The sequence below is a fragment of the Nonomuraea angiospora genome (assembly GCF_014873145.1).
GTDB lineage: Bacteria > Actinomycetota > Actinomycetes > Streptosporangiales > Streptosporangiaceae > Nonomuraea > Nonomuraea angiospora.
The window spans coordinates 5,408,822-5,421,621 of record NZ_JADBEK010000001.1 but is presented as its reverse complement, the minus strand read 5'-3'; the positions used below and the strand labels follow the sequence as shown (position 1 = coordinate 5,421,621).

At 66.6% G+C, this 12,800-nt stretch carries 11 protein-coding genes and 2 pseudogenes; 3 read left to right on the top strand and 10 right to left on the bottom strand.

Annotation, left to right across the window (positions count from 1 at the left end; genetic code table 11):
- Window positions 1-23: 23 nt before the first annotated feature.
- The 5 genes and pseudogenes from H4W80_RS24535 to H4W80_RS24515 all read right to left on the bottom strand — a co-directional run.
- On the bottom strand, window positions 24-1,094 hold the full coding sequence (locus H4W80_RS24535; protein ID WP_192787248.1) for an integrase core domain-containing protein: 1,071 nt from the start codon (window positions 1,092-1,094) through the stop codon (window positions 24-26).
- 428 nt (window positions 1,095-1,522) lie between these two features.
- A complete protein-coding gene (locus tag H4W80_RS24530; RefSeq protein WP_192787247.1) occupies window positions 1,523-2,242 on the bottom strand; it encodes a DUF4429 domain-containing protein in 720 nt (239 codons plus the stop codon).
- Window positions 2,243-2,433: 191 nt separating this feature from the next.
- Window positions 2,434-3,657 (bottom strand): amidohydrolase, encoded by a 1,224-nt coding sequence (locus H4W80_RS24525; protein WP_192787246.1) that lies wholly within the window; start codon window positions 3,655-3,657, stop codon window positions 2,434-2,436.
- On the bottom strand, window positions 3,654-5,108 hold the full coding sequence (locus tag H4W80_RS24520) for an MFS transporter (protein WP_192787245.1): 1,455 nt from the start codon (window positions 5,106-5,108) through the stop codon (window positions 3,654-3,656). Before H4W80_RS24520 ends, H4W80_RS24525 begins: the two co-directional genes overlap by 4 nt.
- Before the next feature lie 41 nt (window positions 5,109-5,149).
- Window positions 5,150-5,341, bottom strand: a pseudogene (locus tag H4W80_RS24515) (imidazolonepropionase); the annotation flags it as partial.
- Between the two features lie 91 nt (window positions 5,342-5,432).
- Between H4W80_RS24515 and H4W80_RS24510 the strand changes: the two are divergent.
- The 3 genes from H4W80_RS24510 to H4W80_RS24500 all read left to right on the top strand — a co-directional run bounded on the left by H4W80_RS24510 (window position 5,433) and on the right by H4W80_RS24500 (window position 9,207).
- Complete coding sequence (locus H4W80_RS24510) at window positions 5,433-6,488, top strand: Lrp/AsnC family transcriptional regulator (protein WP_192787244.1); 1,056 nt, start codon at window positions 5,433-5,435, stop codon at window positions 6,486-6,488.
- Between the two features lie 51 nt (window positions 6,489-6,539).
- Complete coding sequence (locus H4W80_RS24505; protein WP_192787243.1) at window positions 6,540-7,937, top strand: L-serine ammonia-lyase; 1,398 nt, start codon at window positions 6,540-6,542, stop codon at window positions 7,935-7,937.
- Between the two features lie 64 nt (window positions 7,938-8,001).
- Complete coding sequence (locus H4W80_RS24500) at window positions 8,002-9,207, top strand: metal-dependent hydrolase family protein (protein ID WP_318787036.1); 1,206 nt, start codon at window positions 8,002-8,004, stop codon at window positions 9,205-9,207.
- Between the two features lie 46 nt (window positions 9,208-9,253).
- Here H4W80_RS24500 and H4W80_RS24495 read toward each other — a convergent pair whose 3' ends face one another.
- From H4W80_RS24495 to H4W80_RS61020, 5 genes and pseudogenes are all read right to left on the bottom strand, one after another.
- Complete coding sequence (locus H4W80_RS24495; protein WP_192787241.1) at window positions 9,254-10,030, bottom strand: alpha/beta fold hydrolase; 777 nt, start codon at window positions 10,028-10,030, stop codon at window positions 9,254-9,256.
- Window positions 10,031-10,046: 16 nt separating this feature from the next.
- A complete protein-coding gene (locus tag H4W80_RS24490; RefSeq protein WP_225963641.1) occupies window positions 10,047-10,904 on the bottom strand; it encodes an enoyl-CoA hydratase/isomerase family protein in 858 nt (285 codons plus the stop codon).
- A gap of 134 nt (window positions 10,905-11,038) precedes the next feature.
- On the bottom strand, window positions 11,039-11,638 hold the full coding sequence (locus H4W80_RS24485; protein WP_225963640.1) for a TetR/AcrR family transcriptional regulator: 600 nt from the start codon (window positions 11,636-11,638) through the stop codon (window positions 11,039-11,041).
- A 223-nt stretch (window positions 11,639-11,861) separates the two neighbouring features.
- Window positions 11,862-12,143 (bottom strand): annotated as a pseudogene (locus H4W80_RS64620) (integrase core domain-containing protein); the annotation flags it as partial.
- Window positions 12,144-12,549: 406 nt separating this feature from the next.
- Window positions 12,550-12,792: a hypothetical protein gene (locus H4W80_RS61020; RefSeq protein WP_225963639.1), complete on the bottom strand. Its 243-nt coding sequence runs from the start codon at window positions 12,790-12,792 to the stop codon at window positions 12,550-12,552.
- Between the last annotated feature and the right edge of the window lie 8 nt (window positions 12,793-12,800).

Genomic DNA, 12,800 nt, shown 5'->3' with positions numbered 1-12,800 from the left:
CTTTCTTAACTGCATCCAGTTGGTCAGCTGGCTCGCTGGTATTCGTTGATCAGCCCGTCGAGGATTTGGCGGCGCTCGATCCGGCCCAGCGGCAGCGGGATCACGTCGGAGTCGTCGTCGTTGGGAGGTCGGAGGCCGAGGGAGCGGTGCGGGCGGTGCCGATTGTAGTGATCGGTGTATTCGGCCAGAACGGTGCGAAGGTGTCGTTCGCCGAAGATCAGCAGTCGGTCGGTGCACTCCGTGCGTGCGGTGCGTACCCATCGCTCGGCGAACGCGTTCGCGCGAGGCGACCGTGGCGGGATCTTCAGCACGTCAATGCCGTCGCCTGCGAACACCTCATCAAAGCTGTCGGTGAACTTCGCGTCCCGATCCCGAATCAAGGACCGGAACGTCGCTGCCCGGTCCTTAAGATCGGCGAGAAGGTTTCGGGCTTGCTGGGCAACCCATGCGCCATCAGGGCGGGCGGTCACGCCGAGCACGTGCACGAATCGGGTGCCGACCTCCACCACGAAGAAGACGTACAACCGGCGCAGCGTGACGGTGTCCACCGTGAAGAAGTCACACGCCAGCGTGCTCGCGGCATGGGCGCGGAGGAAATCGCGCCAGCGGTCGTCGGCCCGTCGCGGCGCCGGACCCAGGCGCGCTCGTTTCAGGATGCGGCGGATCGTCGCACCACTCACCTGGTGGCCCAGATGCCGCAGTTCGCCGCGGATGCGCTCGTAGCCCCAGCGCGGATTCTCTCGCGCCAACTGCTGGATCAACGCCACGACCGTCGGATCGGTTGCAGGCCGTCCCATCCTCCGGTGCGGGTAGGTCCAATGGCGTGCGATCAGATGCCGGTGCCAGCGCAGCAGCGTCCCTGGTGTCGCCAACCGGTGGGCACATAGCGTCGCCGGCAGTGCCCGGGCCAGTGCGGACATGATCGCTCGATCCGCCCACGACAGCCTCGGACGGTCTACCCGGCGGCGCAGCACCGCGACCTCGTGACGTAGCACGAGGATCTCCAAGGTCTTGGACGCGTCGCTACGGGGCAGCAGCGTCAGCCATCTGACTACTATGCGGCAGAAGATCATGTAGAAGAGACGGAATGCCACGAGCCTCGAGCATGCCCGACTTCGCCCACTGCTTCGGTCAGGGGGCCTGGACAGACCCGCAGCTCACAACCGTGCACGGAGTATTGACACCCTTCAAGCGGTGGGTCGGCAGCGTACGACGCGAGTTACTCGACCGGATCCTCATCCTGAACGAACGCCACCTGCGCACGATCAGGCAAAGACAACCAGCCGCCAACCTGGCAGAAGATCGTATCGACAAGACACAGCGCCACGAGTACCCAGCATGCCCGATACCGACACCGCTTCGACTAAGGATGCGAGAACATCACCGCAGGTCACAGCCATGAATCGAGTATTGACATCCTCGCCCATACTCAGCAGCTCAGACCGATGACGGGATATTGGCACCCCACGGCCTTGGGTTCCAAGGCGCTAAGGTGCGCAAAAGTCACATATGGGACAGCAGCTCAGTCGTCCGCCGCGACCTGTTCGATCATGAAAGCTTGTACGGCGGCCAGCACGGCGGCGGCGAAGGGCAGGGAGTGATGCGTGGCTCCCCAGCCAATGCCGAACACCACGGAGGCGGGATCGTTGTTGGGGTTGGAGGGGGCCTGCTGCCCACGGATGCGCAGCCGCAACGACCCGCGAGCCTCCTCCAGTGCGTTCCACTCGACGCCCTCGATCTCGGTGATCGGGTAACGCCGGTCGCCTGCCGTGAACTTGGCCGGCGAAGCTCCAGACGAGAACCAGGTGAAGGTGACAGCCTGCCCGTCGAAGGCGGCCTCACCGTCCCATGCCTTGAAGCTACGCGGCACCGAGGGGCCGGCGATCAAGAACCGCTCAGCCGGACCGCGCTCGGACAGGGCCGCGCGCATCTCGTCGGCATACTGGTCGGCCAGCCTCTTCGTGGCGGCGGGCAGCACCAGCCGGTACGGATCGAGCGACTCCTGGAGCTGCCCCGTTGCCGCGGACATGACCGGATCGGCTTCCTCCCGGGGAACCACCCGCAATACCACCCTGCCGCGTGCACCGGGCTCCATCAAGACATCGGCCAGCGCTTCGTACGGCACGAACCGCTCACCGAGCTCCATGCTCAGCTTCGACGCCTTACCCGGCTCAGGCGTAATGCGCAGCCCCTCGTCCTCGAACTCCCACGCGCAACCTCGCCCCTTCAGTACGTCACCCATGCAAGCAGGATAGGTGCTCGACAGTGGCGGCTGCGCGGACGTGCGGCCACCGTGATGAGCCGGCTGGGCCCGCGCACGTCGCTGGCCGCCGCGTTCGGCTCCGTCCCTTACCGGCTGGAATCACCACTTCTCAAACACGCCCGACCTCCGATGACCGCGGTACCGGTGATGACGGTCGGGGCCTTCCCGACTCACGTCCCGGTGGGCTCGAGACCCGCGCGCAACGCCTCACGTGAGAGTTGACCGAGGTGAGGTCCCGTGACGACGTCGACGACGGTGAGAGCCATCGCCAGGGCGCCGTCGATGGCGGCGCGTTCCGCAGCCGGGCCTGTCGCGTCTGCGGCGAACTCGGGGGTGTGTGGCGAGGACGTACTCCCGAGGACCGCGATAAGAGGGTGAATCGATGGCACCACGTGCGACACATTTCCCATGTCGGTGGACCCAGCCGCGGGGCGCGGCCGTTCGCGTATTTCGCGGCCGAGCGATGCAAGGCTGCGGTCCCATGCGGCTGCCAGGATCGGATCCTGCCGCATGTCGGCGTATGTCGGCTCCGCTTCATCCCAGCTCCATGTGCATCCCGCCGCCGTCGCTCCTCCCTCGAAGCAGGTGAGAATTCGTCGTCGTGTCTCTTGCAGGTCCTCAAGGGTGTCGGCCCGAACCTCGACACGCACGGCGGCCGCGGCGGGGATGACATTGGTCGTCTGCCCGCCCTCGGAAACGAACGCGTTGGCGCGAACGCCGTCGGGGAGATGCTGGCGGAGCAGACCGAGGGCGACGAGTGCGATTGTCGCCGCGTTTGAGGCGTTGTCGCTGGTCGGAGTGGGCCCGCCCGCATGTCCCGGCCGGCCTTGGAACATGATGTGCAATCGGCACACGGCCTGCGTGCGGACATCGAGGCAGCGGACGTCCTCGCCGGGAGCACCGTGCACCATCAGGGAGAACGTGACGTCGTCCCACGCGCCCGCGTCCAGCATGATCGCCTTTCCGCCGCCGTGCTCCTCCGCGGGGGTGCCGAGCAGCTTGATACGGAGGCCGATTCGATCGGCGACAGCCGTCAGTGCGATGACCGCGCCGACGGCTGCCGCGCCGATGATGTTGTGACCACACGCGTGACCGATGCCGGGGAGCGCGTCGTACTCGGCGCAGATCGCCACGGTCACGTCGCCGCTCCCATAGGTTGCCTCGACCGCGGTGTCGAGTCCGTACGCGCCGATCGCGACGTCGAAGCCCGCCGCCTCGAGCTCTCGCGCGACGAGGGTCGACGCGTGGCGCTCCTGGAAGGCGATCTCGGGAACTCGGTGTATCTCTCGGCTGAGTGCGATCGCGGACTCCTCCCATTCCGTCCGGGAGGCGAGGATTGCCTCCCGGGCAGAGCTGGACGATTCCGGACTGGAAGGGCGTTCTGCGATGGTCATCTTTCCTCGATCGGTTCGGCGGTGGATGTCTCGTCGGTGTCCGGTTCTCTCGCCACGCGCATCCGCAGGGCGAGGGTGGAGAGCGCCAGGGAGATCGCCAGGCAGATCCCCCAGACGGCGAAGAACGACAGGGGCGTCGAACTCACTGCGGTCGATCCTTCGACGCTCCGCGTGGTGACGAAGAGAGACATCACCAGCGCGAAGATGGCGCCCGCGGCCGCGCCCGCCGCAGTGCGCGCGGTGTTGAACAACGCCGAGGCGATGCCCACGGAATCGGCGGGTGCGTTGCGCACCACGATCGAGGGGAGGACGGCGAGGAGGACACCGGCGGAAAGACCGCCCAAGGCCATCCAAGCGATGAACATCGCCGCCGATCCGGAGAAGATGATCATGAGGGCGAAGCTCGCCCCCGCGACGACGCCGGCCAGCGCGACGGCTCTCGGCGGGGTGACCCGCCGTGCAAGGCGTTCGCCGAGCAGCGTCCCGGCGAACGCGGCGATCGCGTAGAGCACGATGATGGCACCGGCAGCGGCCGGGGGCAGACCGAGTCCGTATCCCTCCCGGGTCGGATCGCTGAGAAGCCAGAGGAAGCTCGCGGTTTGCCCGCCGTAGGTCTGCGCTCCGAAGAGGGCGGATACGACGATCGGCAAGCCGATGCCGCTCTTCGCCAGCATTGACAGATCGACCAGGGGGTTCTCCACCCGGCGCTCCACGAACACCCAGAGCGTGAGCACGGCGACGCCGCCGAGCACCAGAGAGAGGGTCCTCGCCTCGAGCCAGCCCCAGGCGCCGCCGTTCGAAATTCCCGTGAGGGTGGCGAGGAGACCGGCCGTGAGCAGGATCGCGCCCGCCCAGTCGATGCGGCCTTTCTTGCGTACGGTCGTCTCGGGCACGAGGAAGATCACCACCGGAACGCACAGGGCGATGAAGATCGCGGGGGACAGCAGGACCACGTTCAGGTTCTGCGTCGAGGCGTACAGCAGGCCAGAGGCGAGCGAGCCGACAGCCGCGCCAAGAGTGAGGGCACCGACCAGGACGCCGATGTTCCTGCTTGCCGACTTCGCGTCGCGGGAGCGGACGATCGCGAACTCGAGCGGCAGGAAAGCCGCCAGCGGCGCCTGAAGCGCGCGACCGAGAAGGAACAGCTCGAAGGTCGGCGCGAGAGCGACGACCAGCGAGCCGGCGGCAACGAGTGCCGCCGCAGCGACGAGGAGCCGCTTGTGACCGAACATGTCTCCGAGCTTCGCCAGGATCGGAACACACGCGACCGTGACCAGCATGTACATCGCGTTGACCCAGTTGAGGGAACTCGCACTGATGGAGAACTGCTGCCCGATCGCGGCGAGCAGAGGCGAGAACCACCCCTGCAGCATGCCGCTCCCCAGCTCCATGACGACCAGGAAGCCCACGACGCCAAGCGGCGATCGGGAGCGGAGGGCGAATCGCATCATCAATGACTCCAATGTCAGCACGGACGTAGACGCTTCATCTCACGCAGGCGCTCGCGCGCGCCGTCGCGCAGGTTCACGGGTCGGTGCCGCACGTCACGGTGACGGTGGAGCCGATGCCGCCACCGGCCGGGGTGATCGCGCCCGGCGTCGCGGTTGCCCGTGTAGACGGAGTGGGTGCGGACGTCGATCAGGCCCGGCGTGACGAGCGCACCGCCGAGGTTCTCCACGTCCTCGCGGTGACCGTATCGCCGAGATCATGATCAGGCGATTTCCGGCCGGTTATGTGCTGATAGTCGTACGCTGACGGAACTAAAGTGACGGTTTATGGATGAAGAAGACATAAATCCGCAGATTCGCGGCCTGGATGAGATCGACCGGCGGCTGATCCACGCGCTTCAGATCCACCCTCGGGCGCGATGGGCGGCGATCGCACCCATCGTGGGGGTGGATCCGGTGACTCTTTCCCGCCGCTGGGAACGCTTGTCCGGCGACGGCCTTGCCTGGATCACCGGGCATCCGGGGGCTGACGCTCGCGGACCTTCCGCGATCCTCGAAGTGGAATCCCACCCTGGTTCGACCCTTGAGATCGCTCGGGCACTGGCGGCCGATCGGGAGGCGTTCACCGTCGACCTCACAGCAGGCGGCCGCGACATGCTGGTCATCGTGGGCGCCAAGAGCCTGGACGCCCTCGGCGAGTACGTCATGACCCGGATGAGCCGGCTTGAGGGCGTCCGCACGACGCGGACACATCTCCTCTCCTCGCCGTTCACCGACGCGGGTCAGTGGCGACTCCGCTCGCTGAGCGCCGCCGAGGTCGCCGCGGTCAAACGCACGGTCTCGGCTGACACGCCCGCACCCGCGCGCATCGACCCCCAACTTGAGCGTGAACTTCTGAAACTGCTCGGTGTGAACGGGCGTGTGACCATCGCCTCGATGGCGAGGGTTCTGGATGTCAGTGAGCGGCGCGTGCGGGAGACCATGGCCGCGCTGGCGAGCAGCGGCCGCCTGGTGGTTCGTCTCGACCTCGCGCGGGCGCACTCCGGCTGGCCCGTGCACGCATGGTATTTCCTGCGGGTCCCTGCCAGGTTGACCGCTCGGGCGGGGGCAGCCCTCGCCGGCATCAGCGAGATCCGCCTCGCCGTCTCGACCATCGGCCCGTCCAATCTCGTCCTCTCCGTCTGGATGAAAACGCTGGCGGACGTTCAGAGGCTCGAGGTGGCGATCGAAGAGAACATCCCGGAAGTGGCTATCGCGGATCGATCGTTGGTGCTGCGGACGCTCAAGAAGGAGGGCCGCCACCTCGACGCGAACGGGAATGCAACCGGCGATTTTGTGCCGCTTCCGATGTCTTCCCCACGTGCGGGAGCGCCTCTGCGATAGAAACCTGCATCGCATGGATCGGGACCGCCATGGTGCGTACGGTCGCCATTTATGACTGTCTCGGAGCCAACTGTCGGCGTGTTCGACCTTTTCAAGATCGGTATCGGCCCTTCGAGTTCGCACACGGTGGGCCCCATGAGAGCCGCTGCCGAGTTCGTCGATCGCCTCGCGGGCGAGACGATCATCGATCGGGTGGACAAGGTACGCGTGGAGATCTTCGGTTCCCTCGCCGCGACCGGTGCCGGACATGGCACATTCAGTGCCGTGCTCCTCGGGCTGGAGGGAGTCCGGCCCGATGCGGTGACCCCAGCGGAGGTCACTGCAAAGCTCGCCGTGATCGAGGACACGGGGTCTGTCGCTCTCGGCGACCGTCATCGCATCCGCTGCCGCGTCGAAGACTTCGTCCTCCGCCCGCTGACGGTCCGCGCCCGGCACAGCAACGCGCTGTCCTTCACCGCGTTCGACTCCACCGGCGCGGAGCTTGCCACGGATACGTACTACTCGATCGGTGGCGGCTTCGTCGTGCGGGAGGGTGACGAGGAAAATGCCGGACCTCCGGCGGCGCGTCGGCCCTTTCCGTTCCGCACCGCGGCCGAGTTGCTCACCGTCTGCGAGGAGACCGGGTTCAGCATCGCCGAGGTAATGATGGCGAACGAACGGGTCCTGCGCTCGGAAACCGACATCCGGCATTTACTGCGAGGTCTGTGGGAGGTCATGGAGTCGTGTGTCCGCTCGTCGATCGCCCGCGACGGCATTCTTCCTGGCGGCCTTGGCGTACGCCGCCGCGCCGGGGAATGGGCCGCCCGTCTCGCCGCGGAAGACCCCGACCACGCCAACGGGTACTGGCAGCAACGAGTCAACCTCGTCGCCCTCGCCGTGAACGAGGAGAACGCGAGCGGCGGACGTATCGTCACGGCGCCTACGAATGGCGCCGCGGGCATCATCCCCGCCGTGCTGTACTACGCCTTGCACTACACGCCGGCCAGCCGATCCACGACCACCAGCGAAGACGACATCGTCCAACGGTTCCTGCTTACCGCCGCGGCGATCGGCACCCTCTACAAGGCGAACGCGTCCATCTCCGGCGCAGAGGTCGGCTGCCAGGGCGAGGTCGGCTCCGCCTCGTCGATGGCAGCCGCCGGCCTCGCCGAGATCCTCGGCGGCACGCCCCAGCAGGTCGAGAACGCCGCCGAGATCGCCATGGAACACAATCTCGGCCTCACCTGCGACCCTATCGGCGGACTCGTCCAGATCCCGTGCATCGAACGCAACGCCATCGCCGCAGCCAAAGCCATCAACGCCGCGAACATGGCGCTCTGGGGGGACGGCGAACACCACGTCTCCCTCGACCAGGTCATCGCGACCATGCGGGAGACCGGCGCGGATATGAGCGACAAATACAAGGAAACCGCCCGCGGCGGCCTCGCCGTCAACGTCGTCGAATGCTGATCGGCGCCCCATGCGCCCAGCCGGATCAGTCCAGGAGAAGCGAGCCCGCATGCACTCTCGTACCGTGTTCAAGAACGGCGTCGTCTTCGACGGCACGTCCGTCTCCGACGCCGATGTCGCCGTGGCCGGTGACCGCGTCGTCGCGTTAGGCGTGGACCTGGATGGTGACGAGGTCATCGACTGCACCGGAATGTCGATCGTCCCGGGCTTGTTCGACTGTCATGTCCACGTGATGGCGCGCGATCTCAACGTCGCGCGCACCGAACAGCAAGCCTTCTCGCTTCAGTACTTCGAAGCCGGTCGCAATCTGTCCCTGCTACTGGACCAGGGCATCACCTCCGCGCGAGACGCTGCGGGGGCGGACCTCGGCGTCAAGCAGGCGATCGAGCGCAAGCTCATCGAGGGGCCGCGGCTGCAGATCGCCATCGTGATGTTGTCACAGACCGGAGGGCACAGCGATCTGCATCTCCCATCGGGCGGAGAACGCTCGGTGCCGATGATGCTCGAGCATCCCGGCCGGCCACGCTCGATCGTCGACGGCGTGGACGGCCCCGGCGGCGTCCGGCGTGGCGTCCGGGAGGTCCTGCGCGCCGGCGCCGACGTGATCAAGATCGCTACGACTGGCGGGGTCATGTCGCCGGGAGACGATCCTCGGCATTCACACTTCCGTGACGACGAGCTCGCAGCCATCGTGGCGGAGGCTACGGCAGCCGAAACCTACGTCTTCGCTCACGCGCAGGGGACCGAGGGGATCAAAGCGGCATTGCGTCACGGGGTTCGCTCGATCGAGCACGGCTACTATCTCGACGACGAGGCGGTCGCCCTCATGCTGAAGAACGAGGCCTGGCTGGTCCCCACGCTCTCGGCGACGCGCGCCATCATCGACGCGGCGGCAAGCGGGGTACCGATACCGGCCGAAAGTCTCGCACTCGCCCAAGAGGCGCTCGAGGCTCACCGCGCGAGCTTCGCGCTGGCGGTCGACGCCGGCGTGAAGGTCGCAATGGGAACGGATACCCCGCCGTACTGGAGCCCGTCCGCCAGCAACCTGGACGAGCTGGGACTCATGACCGAGGCGTCCTCCATGTCGGCGATCGAGGCGTGGCGAGCCGCGACGTCGAGCGCGGCGAAGCTGCTCGGGCACGACGATCTCGGCGTCATCGAGCCGGGCGGGCTGGCTGACATCGTCGTCGTGGACGGCGACCTGCTCGATCTTCGAGGCCTTCGAGGCCGGATCCGTCAGGTGTGGCTCGCGGGTGTTCGCGTCCGCTGAGAGCTCGTTCAGGGAACGGATCCCCGCCGGGGACCCGTTCCCTGCACTAATCCGAGCCGGTCAGGAAGGCTGCGATCAGCGCGGCCGCCGATTCGGGTCGTTCGTTCTCCCATGCGTGACCCGCGTCCGCGAGCTGCAGAACGCTGGCGCCGGGGATCTCCTCCGCCATCGCCAGGACGTCGGCGACCCGTATCGTTGCGTCCCGTCGACCGTGCACCACGAGGGTCGGCGACGTGACGGAGCCGAGGAGGCCACGCGTGTCGAACCCGCGCGTGGCGGCAAACCGTCGCACGAGCTGCTCGCTCGCGGACTCCGGCGGATCCTCTTCCGGATCCCGCGATCTCGCAGCGGCGGGGGCCATCTGAGCCAGAAGAGCTCGGGCTCGCGCGTGATCGCCCGTTTCAAGCGCCCCGAGAAGGGCGCGGACGCCGTCAGGAAGCCGGTCGGGGTCGAAGGGGAACCGATTCGTGGAGCCGAGGATGAGCCGGTCCAATCGATTCGGATGCCGCAGTGCGAACGCCTGCGCGATCATTCCCCCGTAGGAGGTGCCCAGGACGTGGGCCTGGTCGAAGCCGAGAGCTGAGATCAGCGCGGCGAGATCATCAGCAAGATCGTCGATCGTGTACGGCTCCGGGGCGAAGACACTGGCACCCCGATCGCGCTGATCGTACGTTACGACCGTGAACGTGCCGATGAGGTGACGGCGGAGTGCGTCGAAGAGGTCCTGCCCGATCTGCAGTCCGTGGACGAGGACAACCGGGGGCCCCGCTCCGTCGATCCGGAAGGAAGTGCGGCCACCGTTGGTAACGGTGACCGCCCCCACACCCCCGGGCACCGTCTCACCAGACCTTGCGCTGGCGGGCGTCCGCGACCAGATCAGGGTCGGGGATCAACGCCTTCGACCCGACCGTCGCGAGCGACTGCTGCGAGAAGTGGAAACCGAAGTCCTCCGCGACGAGCTTGCGCCAGGGGCGGTTGATGATGTTGTGCGTCGCCCATCGTGCGAATCGCGGCCGCTTCATGATCTCGCGCGCGAGCTCCCACGCCTTGGGCAGCAGTTCCTCGCGAGGCAGGACGTCGCTCACGAGCCCGTACTCAAGCGCCTTAGGCGCCGGGATGGAGCTGCCCCCGTAGATCGCGTAGGCGGCGCGCTTGCTCCCCATGAGATGCTGCAGCGCGAGCGCGAGACCGTCACCGGGGGCGGTGCCGACCATGAAATGGGGATCCATGAAGTCGGCGTCCTCGGCGGCCAGGGTAACGTCGCACATGAGTGCGAACTCGGTGTGAATGCCTGGCCCGTTCACCGCGGCGATCGTGGGGATGTCGATGTTGTTGACGAAGTTCTCAATCAGCTTCCAGGCGTCGATCGTCTGCTGAAAGATGAAGTCGGGTTCCTCCTCGACCAGCGGCTTCGGCCACGTCTGTCGCGGGTCGCCCTGGAACCAGGTCTCACCCGTGCCGGTGATGATGAGCACGTGGTTCTCCGAGTCGTTGCCCACGTCCTGCCACACGCGGCTCCACGCGTTGTGGGCAGCCCAGTTGTGGACGTACGGGCCGCCGTCGGTGTGGAGCCGCAGCTCGATGATCCCGTTCTCGCGACGCATCTTGAAGAACGCCGCGTACTTCTCGGAGTACTCCTCAAGCGTCGCGGGCGGCACGTGACCGGCCCATCCGAAGCTGGACGCATTCGCCATCATGGCTCCTTTCGCCGAAGCGAGCCGACCTCGCTCGTTAATGAGACAAAGTATCTCTTTAAGTGCGGTCGGTCGGCCTCCACCGCGCGGCGCGCAGGGAACGGCACTCGAGCGCGCGCTCGCGAAGATTTCGAGACCTATACGGCATCTCCGTGCCGCAAACCGGCGAGGACCACGCCGACGACCTTGTCCGCGTCGTCCCTGGTGAATGGTCGAGTCCGGCGGACAAGGAACCACTGCACAGGTCCGGCGAGCATCATGTTGACGAAACGCGCATCGACGGCTGGAAGCTGGCCAAGGGCCGCTGCCGCATCGAGCCGGCGTTGCAGATCATCCGTGCGCCGCTCAAGAAGTTCCAGGGCTACCTCGCGCAGGCCGTCGCTCTCGTCGGCCTTCCGCATCAGGATTTGCAGGACCGCGCGACCTTCCGGAGTGGCGGAGGCCTCGGCGAAGGCATAGACGAACGCGACCAGATCGTCGTGGATGTCACCGGAGTCGTGGAGGGGGACAAAGGCCTCCGCGAACCGCGCGAGTATGTCGCGGAACAGGTCCCCTCGATTCGGCCAACGTCGGTACACCGTCGCCCGAGCGACCTGTGCTCGCGCGGCGAGGTCCTCGTACTGGAGGCCGTCCACCCCCTTCTCGGCCAGGATCTCGAGCGTGGCCGCCCACAGACGCTTGCTGATCAGCCGCGTGCGGCCCCCCGGCCGGCGTGCCGGTTGTGGTTCTGCGCTCATTCTCGTCGCATCGACGCGGATCCGGCCAGTACGGCCGCATCGATGACTCTCCCTCCGCTTCTCGTCGGCGTGTACCGCCCGAATATTGAGTTACGTGCTTTGAGCTGCGGCTATGCGGCGTTTGGTATTCGTTGATCATTCCTGTAACGACGGGTTTTCGGCGGATGGATCGTAGGTCGTCTAGGTCGGAGGCAGGCTGCGTTGCGATGTCCGGAGGGCGTTGGTTCCGGGACTGGTGCGGACGGTGCCCGTTGTAGTGGATCAGATACTCGCGGAGCACGAAAGTCAGGTGGCGTTCATTGAGGATCAGGATCCGGTCCAGGAGGTCGCGGCGCAAGGTACCGATGACTCGCTCACAGATCGCGTTCATTCTCGGCGTCCGCGGCAGCGTGGTGATGCTCCGTAGCCCTTCAGCTGCAAAGACCTCACGAAAGGCCGAGGTGAAGAGCGGGTCCCGATCGTGGATCAAGAACCGCGGCCCGGAGATGCGGTCACCCAGGTCCATGACCAGGTTGCGGGCCTGCTGCACCGTCCATGCTCCGGTTGGGCGCGCGGTTACTCCGCCCAGGTGCAGTCTCCGGGTGCCGTGTTCGATGAAGACCAGCACATACAGCCGCTTGAGCAGCACCGTCTCGACCACCAGGAAGTCGCAGGCGATGATCGCGTGGGCTTTGGCGGTCAGGAATTGCCGCCAGGTCGGCCCGCTCCGGCGGGGCGCGGGATTGATGCCGGCGCCGTGCAGGATCTCCCACACCGTGGAGGCCGCTATCGAATAGCCCAGGCGCGCCAGCTCACCCTCGATTCGCCGGTGCCCCCAGGCCGGGTTCTGCTGTGCCATCTGCACGACCAGTTTCTTGACCGGCTGGCGAGCGCAAGGGTGTCCCGGGTGTCGTCTGTCAGTGAAGGTCCACTTACGCCTCACGAGGGTGCGATGCCAGCGTAAGATCGGTCGCCGGAGTGACCGGGAACATCTCCGCCCACCGGCAGCGGCTGATCAACCGCGACAACGCCGCGAGCCAGAGCCGGTCGGCGTGTCCCCACCGCGGACGGCCATTGAGCTGCCGACGGAGCGCCTGGTTTTCCTGGCGGAGCACCAGCAGCTCAACGTCCTTGGACAAATCAGAGCGGCTCAGCACGGTCAGCAGGCCGAACAAGCCCTAAG

Bases quoted from the DNA above. Each gene is read 5' to 3' on its own strand.
- H4W80_RS24530 (WP_192787247.1), bottom strand. From the start codon at position 2,242: ATGGGTGACGTACTGAAGGGGCGAGGTTGCGCGTGGGAGTTCGAGGAC.
- H4W80_RS24525 (WP_192787246.1), bottom strand. From the start codon at position 3,657: ATGACCATCGCAGAACGCCCTTCCAGTCCGGAATCGTCCAGCTCTGCC.
- H4W80_RS24520 (WP_192787245.1), bottom strand. From the start codon at position 5,108: ATGATGCGATTCGCCCTCCGCTCCCGATCGCCGCTTGGCGTCGTGGGC.
- H4W80_RS24510 (WP_192787244.1), top strand. From the start codon at position 5,433: ATGGATGAAGAAGACATAAATCCGCAGATTCGCGGCCTGGATGAGATC.
- H4W80_RS24505 (WP_192787243.1), top strand. From the start codon at position 6,540: ATGACTGTCTCGGAGCCAACTGTCGGCGTGTTCGACCTTTTCAAGATC.
- H4W80_RS24490 (WP_225963641.1), bottom strand. From the start codon at position 10,904: ATGATGGCGAATGCGTCCAGCTTCGGATGGGCCGGTCACGTGCCGCCC.
- H4W80_RS24485 (WP_225963640.1), bottom strand. From the start codon at position 11,638: ATGAGCGCAGAACCACAACCGGCACGCCGGCCGGGGGGCCGCACGCGG.